The organism is Catelliglobosispora koreensis DSM 44566 (assembly GCF_000379685.1).
GTDB lineage: Bacteria > Actinomycetota > Actinomycetes > Mycobacteriales > Micromonosporaceae > Catelliglobosispora > Catelliglobosispora koreensis.
The window spans coordinates 667,589-682,127 of record NZ_KB903249.1; the positions used below are offsets into that span (position 1 = coordinate 667,589).

Sequence of the window (14,539 nt, forward strand, 5' to 3'; positions counted from 1 at the left end):
TGAGCCATGTCCGTTGATCCGATGAGGATGCCGCCGCCGTACCGCATCAAAGTCGTCGAGCCGATTCCCTTCCTCACCGCCGAACAACGGCAGCAGGCTCTCGCGGACGCCGGCTACAACCCGTTCAACCTGCGGGCAGATCAGATAACGGTTGACCTGCTTTCCGATTCAGGCACCGGTGCCACCTCCGCCGCCCAGGAAGCCGCTGCCGCCGTCGGCGATGAAACCTATGCCGGCGCCCGTTCCTGGTTCCGGTTCCGTGATGAGGTCAGCGACCTCACGGGGTACCCCTTCATCCTTCCGGTCCACCAAGGCCGGGCTGGCGAACGCATTCTTTTCAGCAGCCTGCTCAAGCCGGGCCAGATTTGCATCAGCAACACTCACTTCGATACCACTCACGCCAACGTCGTCCTGGCAGGTGCCGAGGCGAGGGACCTGCCTTGCCCGCAGGCCGCCGATCTCGACAGCGACGAACCGTTCAAGGGCAACATCGACCTCGACGCCCTTGAGGAGGTCCTCAAAGGACCGGACGGCAAACGCGTCGGGCTGGTCCTTATGACGATCACCAACAATGGGCTCGGTGCGCAGCCTGCCTCGATCGCGAATATCGCCGCCACCAGCGAGCTTTGCCGTCGTCATGGCGTGCCGTTTTTCCTTGACGCAGCACGCTTCGCCGAAAACGCGTGGCTAGTCAGCCAGCGGGAGCCCGACTTCCGGGATTGGACGCCAAGGCAGATCGCCACACATGCTTTCGGCCTCGCCGACGGTTGTGTGGTGAGCTTGAAGAAGGACGGGATGTCTCCCGTCGGCGGCTTTATCGGCTTGCGCGACGAAAACCTGCATACGGTATGTGAAGCGAATCTGATTGCTACGGAAGGGTTTTCCACCTACGGTGGGCTGTCGGGACGTGACCTTGAGCGGCTTGCGCAAGGGCTCCGTGAGGTAGTCGATCCCGCATACCTGAGCACCCGTGCCGCATCGACCGCCCGGCTCGCACAGATGATCAACGATGCTGGCGTCGACACTGTTCAGCCGCCAGGAATTCACGCCCTGTACCTCAACGCGGGCCGGCTGCTGCCCCACCTTTCACCGCATGAATTTCCCGGGCATTCCCTGGTATGCCAGCTTTATCTCGAAGGTGGCATCAGATGCGCCGAGCTTGGGTCGCTGTATTTGGGGCAGATGGACAACGAGCACCGGCTCGTGACCCCGGCGCCTTTTGAGCTGGTGCGTCTGGCGATCCCGCGCCGGGTCTACACCGAGGACCATTTTGTGTACGTGGCTGCCGTCCTAGCGCACATCGCCAAGGATCCCAGCCGGGTGCCCGGGCACCGCATCGTCTCCGCGCCAAACCTGTTGCGCCACTTCAAGGTGCGGCTTGAGCCAGCGCCTCCAGTTACGGGCGCCTCGCCAGTTGCCGCAGCCCCTGTGGCTGATGCCGCCGCCGACTCCGCGGTTGACACGGCGGAACCAGCGAAACCTCAGGCGAAGAAGGGTTTTCTGTGGTCACGCGCTAACCGGAAGGCGTGACATCGCGTGCCGGACAAGCCCGATCAGCGCCAGTTTGCTCGACGCCCGATCCCTTGCGTCGCACCACACCAGCGGCACGTCCGCATTCAGTTCCAGCGCCGAGCGGATCTCTTCCTCGGTGTAGGCGCACGTGCCGTTGAACTGATTGACGGCCGCGACGAACGGGATCTCCCGCCGTTCGAAGTAGTCGATCGCTGGGAAGCTGGACTCGAGTCTTCTCGTGTCCAGGAGCACGATAGCGCCGACGGCTCCCTGCGCTAGTTCGTCCCACATAAACCAGAACCGGTCCTGCCCGGGCGTGCCGAAAAGGTAGAGCACCACGTTTGGGCTGATCGTGATCCGCCCAAAGTCCAGGGCGACAGTTGTTTGCGTCTTGCTTTCCACACCTGTGACGTCGTCAATGCCGACACTCGCCTGTGTCAGGAGTTCCTCTGTTGTCAACGGGGGAATCTCGCTGACCGATCCCACCAGGGTCGTCTTGCCAGCGCCGAAGCCGCCGGCCACCACTATCTTGACCGATCTGCGATCCACGGCCATCAGTCCCTCACATCTAGTTCTCTCTGGAGACCGGCGAGAACCATCTCCAGCAGCCGCTTGTCCACGATCTTTTCCTGCGCTGGGGTACCGACGCCCAGATACCCCTGCTCAAGAAGGACATCAACCATCACCTTGACGATGGTGAGAGGCAGATGTAGGTAGGCACCTATCTCCGCGATGGACATCCAGTTGGCGCATTGCCTGACGATCTCCAGGAATTCTGGTTCCAGTCTTCTGGTATCAACTGGCAGCGCGTAGACCTGTGTCGCGAGATCCAGGTCGCTTGCCTTTGGCGTTGTGCGTCCATTGACGAGGACATACCAGGGGACTAGCCGCCCAGCATCAGCCTCGTCGCCGTCCCACACGTCATATGCCATGAACCACGCCTGAGACGCCGTCGGGCGGCAACGTGGAAGCACGTGGTGTCGTGCCGAGGTAATCGCCGATACGCGTTACCAGACGGCTCATCTCGTATGCCACGGTTCCCAGATCGACAGCCTCGTCACAAAGCACGGCCAGGCGGGCGTTTTGCCCGGCGGCGGCGATGAACATGGTGCGGCCCTGGTATTCGATGACCACTTGCTGAACGGGCCCACTGTCGACACGCCGTCCGGTGCCCGCGGCGACGCTGTACATCGATGAGGCACCGGCGGCCAGAATCTCGGCCACGTCTTGTGACAGCGATGACGACTTCTGGATGATCAGCCCGTCGGTGGACAGGACAACCGCATAGGCAACGTGGGGGATCTCTACGAGATCATCCAACATCCAAGCCAGATTATTTTGCATGTCGAGTTTGGTCATGCCTTCCCGCCTTGATCAGCGCTGGTAGCGATTTCTTCCTGGCCGGCGATCCGGCCGTCGGTCCAGCCCCGTTGATAGCGCGCGAACCGGTTGCGTGATTCTTCGGGTGACCGTGCAACGGTGGCCGCTTGCGGCGCTGTCCCCGTTTTTATGGAGCCTTCCTGGCGCAGCTCTGGCGCGAGATGTTGTTGTGGATGCCGTTTAGGCAGGGGCGGGCGTTCAGCGTTTCCTGGATCCGTCATGGACGAACTCATCACTTCTGGCACGGGGGGCCATTGGCTGGGTGCGCTGACGCTGCTAGACGGCTGGGTTTCCGGCTGCTGGGTTTTGCTACTGCCGGGGTGCAGAAAGCCCGGCCAGCTTGAGGCGGGCGACGACAGTCCTCCAGGCACAAGCCCAGGCACATTTTCAAGGCTGAAAGCTTGTGGGGAAGCCGAAATGGCCATCGCCGCGGTGGGTGGGTCAATGCCCAACCCTTCGGCTGGTACGCCGTCCGAATTGGAGATCAGCATCCGGTGTGGCAAGAGGACGACGGCGAGCAGCCCGCCGTAAGCCGACTTGCGCAGGCTCACTTGGACACCTTCACGCTTGGCCAGCTCCGCCACCACGTGCAGCCCGACCTGAGCGCCGTCTTTCAGTTCTGTCACGTCTGGAGTTGGCGCCGATGCCAGCAGCAGATTCGCCCGCTCGATGGCCTCCGCGTTCATGCCCACGCCGGCGTCTTCGATTTCTACCGCGACGCCGTGCCTGGCTTCGTTGCAGGTAACCCAGACTGTTGTTCCTGGCGGGGAGAACGCGAGTGCGTTGTCGAGCAACTCGGCAAGCAGGTGAACCGTTCCGGCCACAGCTTGGCCCACGATGGCCACGTCGGCTGAGTGGCGAAGTGTGATCCGCTGGTAGTGCCGGGCCTCGGCGGATGCTGCCAGCATGACTCGCCGCAAGGGAACTGGCTTGTGGAATCGCCGGCCGATCTGGCCACCTGACAAGATGACCAGGTTCTCCAGGAAGCGGCGGGTCTGAGTGAGCTGATGGTTGATGTCGAACAGCTGGGTCAGCATCTTCTCGTCACCCACGAGGCTCTGCAGGTCTTCGACGACCTTGAGTCCCCGCTGCAGCGGCCGCTGTGGCCGGCGTGCGACACCCATCAGCATGGCGATACCGGCCGCGCGGGCCTTGGCTTCGTTGATGGCTGCCCCTGCTGCCGCCTGCATCGATCTATTGATGACATCGGCGACCTGGCCAATCTCATCGCTGCCATAGTTTTGGGCTGGAAGCTCAGTCGTGAGGTCCACTGGTTCGCGTCTGCGCAGGCGTTCCATGATGGAGGGCAGCCGCTGATCGACCACGTCGGCGGCGTCTTTGCCTAGTTGTGCTAGACGCACGGACAGTGTCTGGTCCACCAGCACCCGTGACTGGCGCACCGCCCACGCGATGGCGGCGATAGCGATCGACAGGGCGATGAGACTTCCAAGCGATGCGGTGATGAGCTGGTAGTTACCTGTCCGCAGCGCCTCGGCCGACACCACATCAGCCTGCAAAATAGTCAAGCCGATCAAATCGTCAGAGACCTGGCGGGTCAGCGTCTCCCAGCGGGCCTTGTCAGCAGGCAATCCGCGGGGCACTCCAGTGCGCCATGCGCCACCGGCGATGACGGCGTTTTCAGCGGCGACAAGTTCTTTCCAGGAGTCGCTGGCTGAAATGCTGCTCAGACGCTGGCGAACGGAAGGCTGAAGGTGTGGTTCGAGGTTTACCAGGCTCGAATGATAGGTGCCCACTAGCCGCGCGAATTCAAGATGATCGGCCGGGCTGAGCGTGCCTGCCGCGAACGCGCCATCAATGGCTGACCCTGCCCGTGACATCAAGTCGCTGGCCCGGAAAACCTCGGTCGCCGCGATGCCGCCCTGGGTCGCCGCGACGTCGGGCACCACTCGGGCCTGGGTATCGAACAAGCTCGTCGCCGCGTCCAGCAGGTCGTTGTAGAAACCGTACGCGTGCTGGCTAGTGACGGACCTGGAATCGATGACGGTCCGGGTGCCGGGAAGTTTGTCCAAGTACGCCGTGAGCGTCTCCCATTTGGACACAATGGAGTCTGGGGCCAGCGCCAACGCGGAGGTGGCAGCGGTCCGCAGCGCGGACACTCCCTCATCGGTCTGCCGCCGCTGATCGGCCAATGTGGTCAGGTCACTCGACGGCTGGGAGAGGAAGGCGACGCTGAGCCGCCGCTCCTGCTGGATCGACGCGAGCGCCGAGACTGCGGGAATGGACACCTGACGCACCGAGTCGGCGACCGCACGGTTGTAGAACCCTTGGAAGACAAGGTATCCCGACGCCACGAACCACAGAAGCACGGCCACCACACTGGGTATGAGGACGAGCCTGATAACGCGGCGTTTAATCGTCTGCTTGCGGCGATCCCGCCGGCGGCGGGGCACCTTCTCGACGTTTTGCGGGGTGAGTCGCTCGCTCGCACTGTCAGCCGTTATATGCGCCAACTTCTATCCAATCATGCGCAGCGAGGGGAAACTTGGGAGCTAACACATTGCAGGCCAGCGATGAAGCACGCTGGCCAAGTGACGTGCAAATGGTACATCTGGCCTGGCTCCAGCACCAGCCGGGTCCCCGGGCCTCTGACCTCGATGTCTGGGAATATGGGCAGCTCAAAGCATATGGCGGGGCCATTTAAGTCCAAAATGGTCAGATGGAATCCAACTCGGACTCGCAAGCCAAAGAAAATTAATACATATGAACATTCAATGGTTGTTGGGTAACCAGCCGCACTATTCTGGCTGGCTGCCGTCGGTGGCGACGTATAGAACCCACATGCCAGGGGGCGCTTATTGCCGTGTGCGGGCGTACTCGGACCAGGACACGCCGAACCCCGCGAATCCAACCGCATCGCATTCGGCTTCGGAGTTGTAGTAACCGTGCACGGAATCCCAGGGCAGCGCCTGGGCGGGTGAAGCCAATGGCGGTGCTGGCAGGCCCAGCAACGCCCCGGCGAGAGCAACAGCGCGCACGCGGCTGATTAGCGAGTGAATAGCAGATGCATAGCGGCGCCTGGCACCTTGAGTCCACACATCACCTCAAGGAGGCGTTATGACGGACAAGGTGCAGCAACCCGTGCAGACCGAGCGCAAGGCGATCAAGGTTGCCGTCCGCCGGCTCGAGAAGCTTGAGACGACTCAGCAGATCCGCTGGGACCTCGAAGGCTAATCGGATGAAGACCCGGGGACGCCTGCGGTCCCCGGGTCGCACCGAGTTGGGAGACAGGCATGAACAGGCCACGCATCAAGGGAAATCACCGGCCGCTGCGCCTGACGCCAACGCTGATAAGCGTCGGGGGCCAGCAGTACGGCATTGGCGCACGCATCGATGATGACGAGGAGGGCACCATCTGGCGGCTGATGTCGCTTATGGACGGCCGCCGCAGCCGCGATGAAATCGTTGCCGAGCTTACCGGCGAGCGGCCAGAGCTTGATGCGGAAAGCCTTCATGAAGCGATCTCCTCGATCGTGGATGCCGGTCATGTCGAGGACGCTGGTGCTCCACGGCCGGCGTCGCTCAGCGCTGAGGAAGAGGAGCGCTACGACAGGGCGCTGAACTACTTCGCGTGGGTCGACCTCACTCCACGCCCATCGCGATTTGAGCTGCAGGCGCGGCTAAAAGCCGCCCGGGTCACCGTTTGCGGGCTTGGCGGGACGGGATCAGCGGTCGCTTCTTCGCTTGTGGCCGCTGGCGCTGGCAGCGTGCGATGTGTTGACTTCGACCGCGTCGAGGTGGGAAACCTTACCCGGCAGCTGCTTTACACCGAGGACGATCTCGGGGCGTCCAAAGTGCAGACAGCGGTGGCGAGGCTGCGCCGGATGAACAGACATGTTCAGGTTACTGGCATCGAACGTAAGCTCACCTGTACGGCCGACGCCGCTGAGCTTATGCGCGAGACTGACCTGTTCGTGCTCTGCGCCGATCAGCCCATGGCCGAGATCCGGCAATGGGTCAACGAAGCCGCGCTAGCCACCGGCACGCCTTGGCAGGTCTCACAGTATGCCGGCCCGATGGCGGTGACGGGCATCTTTGTGCCTGGGCAAACCTGTTGCTACGCCTGCCTTCTGACCGTCAACGACGCCATCGCCCGGGACTGGGGTCAGGTGCCGGGCCTGTTCGAGTCACGCGGGGGACATGCTGTGCTCGGCCCGACAGCGAACCTCACCGGTCATCTGTCGGCGATGGAGGCCATCTACTTCCTCGTGGGGCTGCGGCCGACCTCCCTCGGCCGGGTCTTCCACCAAAGCCTCACCGATCTGACCTACCACTATCTCGTCGCGCCCGATCCGGACAGCACCTGCGCTGTGTGTGGGCGCACGTGACGCCATCGGACACGGTCGCGGTGGCGCATCTCGTGGTGCGTCAGGAAGATGAAGACGAATACCTGGTAGGAGATCCAGATCAAGGGATCTATTTTTCGGTACCAGGTCAAGGCGCACGTCTCATAGAGCTCTTCGCGCAGGGCCACACGATCGCCGAGGCGGCTGACATCCTGCGCGTGGAGACCGGAGCCGACGTCGACGCGCTGGATTTCGCCACCGAGATAGCCGCGGCCGGTGTGGTCGGCGTTGAGCGACCGCGCGGCCGCTTCTGGGCCGTGTCAAAGATTCCCGCCAGATTCGTCAAACCGCTGTTTGGCCGCGTCGCGTGGTGCTTCTACGCCGGCTGCTTCGTAGGCGCTGTAACACTTTTCGTGCTGGAACCCGGTCTGCTTCCCACCTATGAAGACCTGTTCTTCACCCCGAGTGTGCTGCTGAGCATCATGGCAGTCAACGTGCTTGCGCTGAGCCTGACCGGGCTGCACGAGGTGTGGCATGCGTTAGCCGGTGCGGCGCTGGGCGTTCGCTCGACGATCCGGCTCGATCAGCGTGCCTACTTCCCGGTGCTGCAAACCGATCTCACGGGAGTTTGGGCTGTGCCACCGGGCCGGCGGTTTGGCCCGTTCCTCGCTGGGATGGCGATCGACTCGGTCGTCCTTTGTGCCGCTTTAACGGTGAAGTTCGGGTGGACCCGCGGCTGGTTTGATGTGCCGCCCACACTGATCCGGATTCTCGGCGTGGTCGTGCTAACGCTCGTTGTGGGCACGGTTTTCCAGGCGCTCGCGTTCTTGCGCACTGATCTGTACATGGTGCTGCTAACCGCGACGGGCGGACGTAACCTGCACCGGATAACCCAGCTGTCGCTGAAGAAGCGGTTCTGGCGGCTCACTGCCGCGGATGCGGCCGAGCTGGACAATGCTCACCCTCGCGATGTCAGCACCGCGAGGTGGTACCAGATGCTTTATCTTGCGGGTTTGCTCTGGCTGTGCTGGTATGCCTTTCATTTCCTGCTGCCCAGCGCGAGGATCGTGTTCGGCTGGCCCGCGGCCGCGCTGACAGCGGCGCCTTGGGGAAGCGCGGACTGGTGGGAAGCGCTCGCGCTGGCGGCGCTAGCGGCGGTGCAGCTTGGCCTGCCCCTGTTCATCATCATTCGCAAGCGATTGGCGCGACGATGAAGGCAAGGCTGATTGCCATCCTGGCACCCGTGCTCTCGGCTGGGGCGATGGCCGCGCTCGGGCTGTCAGTGGTGGTGGACTTCTCCGTCCGGGAAACGGCGACAGCCCTTTCCTGCGACCAGGTTCCAGGCACCGCTCAGGCCTCGGAGGGCGATATCTTGCTGCGCTATGATGCCGAGCCGCATCCTCCATATAGGACGGTGCCGCCGACCTCGGGTGCGCACTCGCTGCGGGTGCTGGCGACCGGTGTTTACCGGGAGCCGCTACCGGAAGAGGCTCAGGTTCAGGTCTTGGCACATGGTCATGTCCTGGTGCAATACGCCGCCGGAAGCGATGTGCCAGCCTTAGAGCGGATCGCCCGTGGGCACCCACGCAAGGTGGTGATCGCGCCCTATCCAGTGTTACGCCAAGGTGTCGCGCTCACCGGCTGGCAACGGCTGCAACTCCTCGATGACGCCGATCCCGTCGCGATTGAGGCCTTCATCGCGGCCGTCGCGGGGCGATACCGGCACGGCTGGCAAAGTGGCGCAACGGATTGCACGAGCACTGCCGCCTGAATCGTAGGCGTGGAGTACCTGATCCCAGGCCCACCGCATACGTGTGACGGAGCTTTCGGGATGGTCGCCGTACTCCTGAGCGGCTAAGGCCGCGACGTCGTCGATGCTGATTGTTTGCAATGCTCTGCGAACAGCGGCCCGCACCTGGGCGGCGCTCGGCTGCTGAGACGACTGCAGATCTGAGATGAACAGTGCCTCTACGTGAGCGATGAGCGTTTGATGCGACATGCTTTTCTTCCCCGTGTCGTTTTCGCTGTTTCGACTGCTGTGGGGGCCAGGAGCGGAATCCTGGGGGGTGACTCCGCTCCCGACGAGAACAACAATCCTCGTTATCCGGAGCGGAAACATCCGCCACCGCACGTAAAGAAGCGCTCCCAACATGACTCAAATGCGTAAATCGGGCGATTAAGACAAAACACCCAAAGAAGGAATCTGATTCGCATAAATGGTTTTATGCTTCGTTTATGACGTCGAGTGCGGCGCCGCGAGTGCTCGGACGTGAGGCTGAGCTTCGGGAAATCAGCGCCATCGCCGCCCAGGCCTTCGCCGGGGAGGGTGCGGCCATCGTGCTAGAGGGCGAACCCGGGATCGGCAAGACAACACTGCTGGACACGGCGGCAGCGGAATGTCAGCGACTCGGCGCGCGTGTGTTACGGGCCGCCGCTGAGGATCTTGAGCAACGTCTGCCATTCGCCGCCATCGGTGCCGCCCTCGGAGTGCGTACGAAGACAGATGATGCGGGCGCGGCGAAGGTGGCCAGCCTGATGCGCGGCGAAGGTGCCCTAGGGCAGAGCCTTTCAGCGGCAAACCATGAACTCGCGATCGTCGAGGCAATCCTCGACCTGCTGGACCAATGGAGCACCGAAGCGCCCATCGCCCTCATTGTCGACGATATGCAGTGGGCTGACCCGTCCAGCGCGTTAGCCCTCAACCGGATCGGGCAGGCCCTGTCGCAACAGCCGTTGCTGCTGATCGTTTCCGGGCGCTCAACGCCGCGCAGCGAAGCGATAACCGGTCTGGTACGTGGTCTTAGGTCACGCGGCGCCAAGACCCTCACTCTAGGGCCGCTGGATCGTGAATCCCTCACGTCGCTTGCAGAACGGCTGATTGGCGCGAGACCAGGGCCGGTCCTGACCGGTCTGATGGCTGGGGCAGGCGGCAACCCCATGTACGTTGCCGAACTGATCACCGCACTGTCCACTGAGGACGCCATCGACATCACCGACGGCGTAGCCGATGTCGCACCGCCGCTTGCTGGGCGGGTACCCAGATCTTTGATCGAGGTCATCATCCGGCGGCTTGATTTCCTGCCGCACAAGGCCCGCGAGACGCTTCAGATGGCAGCCGTGCTCGGCCCTACAGTCGATCTCACGGAACTCGCGGCGGTGACGGGCAATTCCGTTGCCGTGCTGTCAGAAATAGCTATCACCGCAGTCGACTCCGGACTTTTGATCGACACCGGGACCGACCTGCTCTTCCGGCACGATCTGATCCGCGAGGCGCTGGCCGCGAGCCTTCCCGGGTCGGTGCGCATCGCGCTGAACCTGCACGCTGGGCAGGTTTTGGGTGCCATAGGCGCTCCGGTCGAACGGATCGCTGAACACATGCTGGCTGGCACCTCGATCGACCGCGCGACCATCGAATGGCTGACGGACAACGCCGACCAGCTGATAACCCGCTCGCCCCGCACGGCTGTCACCTTGTTACGCCGCGCGCTGGACAGCGCCGAAGACGCCGTGGCGGAGCAGCTGCGTTTCGATTTGATCCGCGCGCTGCTTTGGGTAGGTGACGCCCACGAAGCCGAACACGCGGTGCGGACAGCTCTTGTCACAGGCCACCATCCGCACCGGGAGGGCGCACTGTACTGGCTGCTGCTGCAAAGCTGTTACCGCCAAGGGCGGCTGGTGGAGGCGAAGGAGGCCGCGGAGCGCGCACTCCGTTCACCAGAATTGACCCAGGGCGAGATCAGCCGGATGCATGGCTTCCTGAGCCTGTGCCACACCGTCATGTTCCAGTTCGACGAGGCTGAGGCGGCAGCTCTGCGGTCCATCGCGGCAGGGGAAGCATCCGGTGACAGGATCGCGATCGGGTACGGCTACGACATGCTCGCCGGGGTCAACATGATGGGAGGCGAGTTCAGCCAGGCGCTAAGTTATGTTGACCGGGCGCTTTCGGCCTTTGGTGGCGCCGCTACAGATCCCGACCAGCATCAGGACCCTTACTATCTGCGCGGCTTCTGCCTCACGATGCTGGATCGCCTGGCTGAGGCGGATGAGGCGCTAGCCACATCCATCCGTGAAAACGTGCGAGTGGGCGGCATCTACGCCGGACTGTCCGGGCTAGTGCGAACACGCATCCGTTTCAGCGACGGGCGCTGGGACGATGCTCTGGCCGAAGTACAGACAAGTCTGGAATCCTTTGACCCGTACCACTTTGGCCTGCCAGCACAGGCAATAGCCGCGATGATCGGGTTACACCGCCAGAGCACGGCTGTTGGCACGCAGAGCATTCCGGCGGATGACGACAGCGCGGGGATGAGGTCGTCCCGGTTCCTCCTCCTGTGGGCAAAGGCGATCGCCGAAGAGACGGCATCCGGGCCGCAGGCGGCACTGGACATCCTTTACCCCGTATGGCGCGACGGCGGTCTGATGGAACACCATCGCGTCATCTACGACATCTGCCCTGACCTCACGCGCCTGGCTGCCGCGGCGGGCGACAGCAAGTGTCTTCGGGAGCTCGCTGCCAGTACCCAGCAAGTAGCCTTCGAACTGCCAAACCCAACCACGAAAGGAATAGCGCAGTTTTGCCGCGGCGTGGCCGGCGGCGACCCCGACCTCATTTTGTCCGCTGCAGCCAGCTTCGCTGAGGCCAAGCGCCCATTGTTTGAGGGGTACGCCTTGGAGCATGCCGCGCTGGCACTAGTCCCGCTGGGCCGGGCGGACGAGGCGCGTAAGGCGCTGGACAGCGCGCTCATGCTCTATGGCGATCTCGATGCCGCCTGGGATACCGGGCGCGCCGAGGCACGTCTGCGTCAGTCTGGTGTGCGCCGGGGCGTACGCGGCCGGCGTGGCCGTCCGAAGAAGGGCTGGGAGTCGCTGACCGAAACTGAGCACAAGGTTCTGGCGCTCGTCGTGGAAGGACTGTCCAATCCCGACATCGCTGCTCAGATGTTCCTGTCCCGGCGGACCGTGCAGACACACGTTTCCAACATCCTCAGCAAGCTCGACGCCCGGTCACGGGTCGAGCTCGCGATCACCGCCGCACGCCGTCCGGACGCCGGGAACACCGCAGGATTTGGTCCTCGGTCTTAGCGTCGCAGTGTCAACAGGCCCGGGCGGTAGGGCAGCAGGCCGTAGTCCATGCCATCGGAGTTGGGCGAGCGACCCTGGTAGAGCAGTTGCAGGTGGCACGGGTCAATGGTCATGGTCTGGTCGGCGTTGACGCGGATCAGCTCGCCGTGGCTGATGTCGTTGGTCCAGGTGGCTCCACTGTTTGCCTTCCCAGCGAAGGGGTTGCTCTCGGTGGCGGCCTGTGGTGTCCATGAGCCGCCCAGGCTGGTGGCCGTGAACGAGCGGAAGTAGCGCCCGCGGGTTCCCATCGCTTCGACGATCATGAGGTATTGGTTGTCGCCCTGGACTTTGTAGACCTGGGGTGCTTCGAACAGGTTGCTCCTCGTGTCACTCATGATCGTCGTGTAGCTCGTGCCGAAGCTGCCCGGGAAGTTTGCGATGGGCATGCTCGCCCGGTAGATCTTGCCGTTGTCGCCGGCGAAGAAGAGGTACATGTTCGTGGAGTCGCCGATGATTGTCTGGTCGATAGGGCCGCTGTCGGAGCCTGAGATGGTTCCGGAGAACAGCGGCTGCGGTGACGACCATCCGTTCGGGTTGGTGGGGTCGCTGGAGGTCCGGTAGATGAAGGGCCACTGCCCCCACTGGTAGGTGAGTACCCAGATGTTCTTGGGGGCGAAGTAGAACAGGCTCGGCGCGACGGTGCCCGAAGACATCGTGTTCTGGCTGGCCGATGCCATGTCCGGCCAGTCGGCGAACAGGCCGAAACTCATTGAGCCCCAGGCTGTTCCGGAGTCGTGGGTGGTGGCGTAGACGAGGTGCTTGCCCTTGTAGGGGGCGGTCGTGAAGTCCTTGAGCGAGACCCAGCCCGGCTTGGGGGTCGCCAGTGCACCCGTCGATTTCCATTGGTACTTCAAGGGAAGAGCGCACGGGCTGGCTGCAGGTGCCTTGGATGGTATGCCGCTGGGGCGCTGGCTCGAAGGAATGCCCGACGGTGACGCGCTGGTGCTCATCTGCGACAGCGACGGAGTGCCGCTCGCGGCCAGTGCCGGTACCAGACTCGGGGCGGTGTCTGGCTGCGACGGGCTGGCGTTGCAACCGCCAGCGGCCGCTAGCAGGGCCGCCACGATGGTGGTTACGAACGCAGGCTTCCGGAGGGGGAGTGGCCGAGCGGGTGCCATGTTGTGGTTCTCCTAGGTGTCAGTCCTCTAACGGGAAGGTCAGTTCTCTAGCGGCGCCCGTGCCGCGCGGCCCGTTCTGTGTGCGCCGCGCGTGCCGCCAACCGGCGGCGTCTCATCAGGATCGCGATGGCAGCGCCAGCGGTTATCAGCACGCCTGCGACGGCAAGCCACATGACGCTGCCGTTGCCGGCGGCGGGCGTGAGGACAGCGACGTCACTGTCTGCCGCCGGGAACGCTGACACCGATGCCGGAAGCGGCGAACTGGATGGCGCTGCTGAGGCATGGCTTGCGGACGCAATGGCGGATCTCGTGGGAGCCGGCGGCACCGCGGGTGCGGTCGTTGGCGGGGTGGTACGGGGTGGCGTGGAGCTGCCCAGGGTGATGCTGGAGGTCCCGCTGCTTTGGTATCCCTCGGTGGCCAGGATCATGTAGTTGAAGCTGCCCAGGTTCATTGCGTGACTGGCCCACGCGTCGAAGTGGTTGCCGGTCGTTATGGTGCCGCCTGTTTTCTTGGACCGCCGGACGCTCCAGTACTGCTGGAAGGTCGCGGTGCCCACAATGGACGGTGCGTCGTATCTCGTCGTCAGATAGATGTCGTACGTGCCGCCATCGCTGCTGACCGTGCCCTTGTGTGTTCCCGTAGGCCGGTAGGTGCCCCAGTTATCGACGATGTAGTACTCCACGAGCGGGCTGGTCGTCCACCCGTAGAGAGTGAGGTAGGCATTGCCCGACGGATTGAAGCTGCCTGAGTAGCTCACACTTTTGCGGCCGCCGGTGCTCCAGCCTTTACCCGCGACGAAGTTCCCGGCGTTGCTCCACGAGGTGCTGTAGGTGCCACCAGGTCCGAGGGTCATGGTGACGGATCCAGCGCGATCGTTCCAGAAGGAGTAGTAATAGCCGTTGTCGTTGCCAGCCTGGTAGCCGGTCTGGCCTGATGTGATGGTGGTGTCCGCGTGGGCCGCGCTGGGCACGATAGTCACGGCCAGCGCTAGCGACAGGGCGCAGGCACCGCGAAGAAACAGCCCGATGCTGGCGCAGGTGAACCGCTTCGGGTGTGCGGGGGTGGTGTTCATTTACGTTTCTCCTTCAGCGCAAGGCGAAGCG

General features: G+C 63.3%; 12 protein-coding genes. 5 read left to right on the forward strand and 7 right to left on the reverse strand.

Annotated elements, in window-relative coordinates:
• Window positions 1–6 precede the first annotated feature (6 nt).
• Window positions 7–1,530: a tryptophanase gene (locus tag A3E1_RS0103180; protein WP_020519292.1), complete on the forward strand. Its 1,524-nt coding sequence runs from the start codon at window positions 7–9 to the stop codon at window positions 1,528–1,530.
• Here the strand turns inward: A3E1_RS0103180 and A3E1_RS0103185 are convergent.
• The 5 genes from A3E1_RS0103185 to A3E1_RS0103205 all read right to left on the reverse strand — a co-directional run bounded on the left by A3E1_RS0103185 (window position 1,507) and on the right by A3E1_RS0103205 (window position 5,888).
• Entirely contained in the window at window positions 1,507–2,067 is a 561-nt protein-coding gene (locus tag A3E1_RS0103185) for a GTP-binding protein (protein WP_020519293.1), read from the reverse strand. The two genes, A3E1_RS0103180 and A3E1_RS0103185, sit on opposite strands and share 24 nt — an antisense overlap.
• Window positions 2,067–2,444 (reverse strand): DUF742 domain-containing protein, encoded by a 378-nt coding sequence (locus tag A3E1_RS0103190; RefSeq protein ID WP_020519294.1) that lies wholly within the window; start codon window positions 2,442–2,444, stop codon window positions 2,067–2,069. Before A3E1_RS0103190 ends, A3E1_RS0103185 begins: the two co-directional genes overlap by 1 nt.
• Complete coding sequence (locus A3E1_RS0103195; RefSeq protein ID WP_245571068.1) at window positions 2,434–2,835, reverse strand: roadblock/LC7 domain-containing protein; 402 nt, start codon at window positions 2,833–2,835, stop codon at window positions 2,434–2,436. The genes A3E1_RS0103190 and A3E1_RS0103195 overlap by 11 nt, the downstream gene beginning before the upstream one ends.
• A gap of 32 nt (window positions 2,836–2,867) precedes the next feature.
• A complete protein-coding gene (locus A3E1_RS0103200) occupies window positions 2,868–5,363 on the reverse strand; it encodes a sensor histidine kinase (RefSeq protein ID WP_245571069.1) in 2,496 nt (831 codons plus the stop codon).
• A 342-nt stretch (window positions 5,364–5,705) separates the two neighbouring features.
• On the reverse strand, window positions 5,706–5,888 hold the full coding sequence (locus A3E1_RS0103205) for a hypothetical protein (RefSeq protein WP_020519297.1): 183 nt from the start codon (window positions 5,886–5,888) through the stop codon (window positions 5,706–5,708).
• A 255-nt stretch (window positions 5,889–6,143) separates the two neighbouring features.
• Between A3E1_RS0103205 and A3E1_RS38645 the strand changes: the two genes are divergently transcribed.
• From A3E1_RS38645 to A3E1_RS0103230, 4 genes are all read left to right on the forward strand, one after another.
• Window positions 6,144–7,238 (forward strand): HesA/MoeB/ThiF family protein, encoded by a 1,095-nt coding sequence (locus tag A3E1_RS38645; RefSeq protein ID WP_020519299.1) that lies wholly within the window; start codon window positions 6,144–6,146, stop codon window positions 7,236–7,238.
• Window positions 7,235–8,410 carry a hypothetical protein gene (locus A3E1_RS44355; RefSeq protein ID WP_157631275.1) on the forward strand — a complete coding sequence of 392 codons (1,176 nt, stop codon included), beginning with the start codon at window positions 7,235–7,237 and terminating at the stop codon, window positions 8,408–8,410. Before A3E1_RS38645 ends, A3E1_RS44355 begins: the two co-directional genes overlap by 4 nt.
• Complete coding sequence (locus tag A3E1_RS0103225) at window positions 8,407–8,967, forward strand: DUF3105 domain-containing protein (protein WP_020519301.1); 561 nt, start codon at window positions 8,407–8,409, stop codon at window positions 8,965–8,967. Before A3E1_RS44355 ends, A3E1_RS0103225 begins: the two co-directional genes overlap by 4 nt.
• Window positions 8,968–9,431: 464 nt before the next feature.
• A complete protein-coding gene (locus tag A3E1_RS0103230; RefSeq protein WP_020519302.1) occupies window positions 9,432–12,278 on the forward strand; it encodes a helix-turn-helix transcriptional regulator in 2,847 nt (948 codons plus the stop codon).
• Here A3E1_RS0103230 and A3E1_RS38655 read toward each other — a convergent pair.
• On the reverse strand, window positions 12,275–13,381 hold the full coding sequence (locus A3E1_RS38655) for a non-reducing end alpha-L-arabinofuranosidase family hydrolase (RefSeq protein ID WP_245571070.1): 1,107 nt from the start codon (window positions 13,379–13,381) through the stop codon (window positions 12,275–12,277). The genes A3E1_RS0103230 and A3E1_RS38655 overlap by 4 nt on opposite strands.
• A gap of 101 nt (window positions 13,382–13,482) precedes the next feature.
• Window positions 13,483–14,508, reverse strand: coding sequence for a glycoside hydrolase family 11 protein (locus A3E1_RS0103240; protein ID WP_020519305.1), 1,026 nt, complete (start codon window positions 14,506–14,508; stop codon window positions 13,483–13,485).
• Window positions 14,509–14,539: the final 31 nt, after the last annotated feature.

Bases quoted from the DNA above. Each gene is read 5' to 3' on its own strand.
- A3E1_RS0103180 (WP_020519292.1), top strand. From the start codon at position 7: ATGTCCGTTGATCCGATGAGGATGCCGCCGCCGTACCGCATCAAAGTC.
- A3E1_RS0103185 (WP_020519293.1), bottom strand. From the start codon at position 2,067: ATGGCCGTGGATCGCAGATCGGTCAAGATAGTGGTGGCCGGCGGCTTC.
- A3E1_RS0103190 (WP_020519294.1), bottom strand. From the start codon at position 2,444: ATGGCATATGACGTGTGGGACGGCGACGAGGCTGATGCTGGGCGGCTA.
- A3E1_RS0103195 (WP_245571068.1), bottom strand. From the start codon at position 2,835: ATGTTGGATGATCTCGTAGAGATCCCCCACGTTGCCTATGCGGTTGTC.
- A3E1_RS38645 (WP_020519299.1), top strand. From the start codon at position 6,144: ATGAACAGGCCACGCATCAAGGGAAATCACCGGCCGCTGCGCCTGACG.
- A3E1_RS0103225 (WP_020519301.1), top strand. From the start codon at position 8,407: ATGAAGGCAAGGCTGATTGCCATCCTGGCACCCGTGCTCTCGGCTGGG.
- A3E1_RS0103230 (WP_020519302.1), top strand. From the start codon at position 9,432: ATGACGTCGAGTGCGGCGCCGCGAGTGCTCGGACGTGAGGCTGAGCTT.
- A3E1_RS0103240 (WP_020519305.1), bottom strand. From the start codon at position 14,508: ATGAACACCACCCCCGCACACCCGAAGCGGTTCACCTGCGCCAGCATC.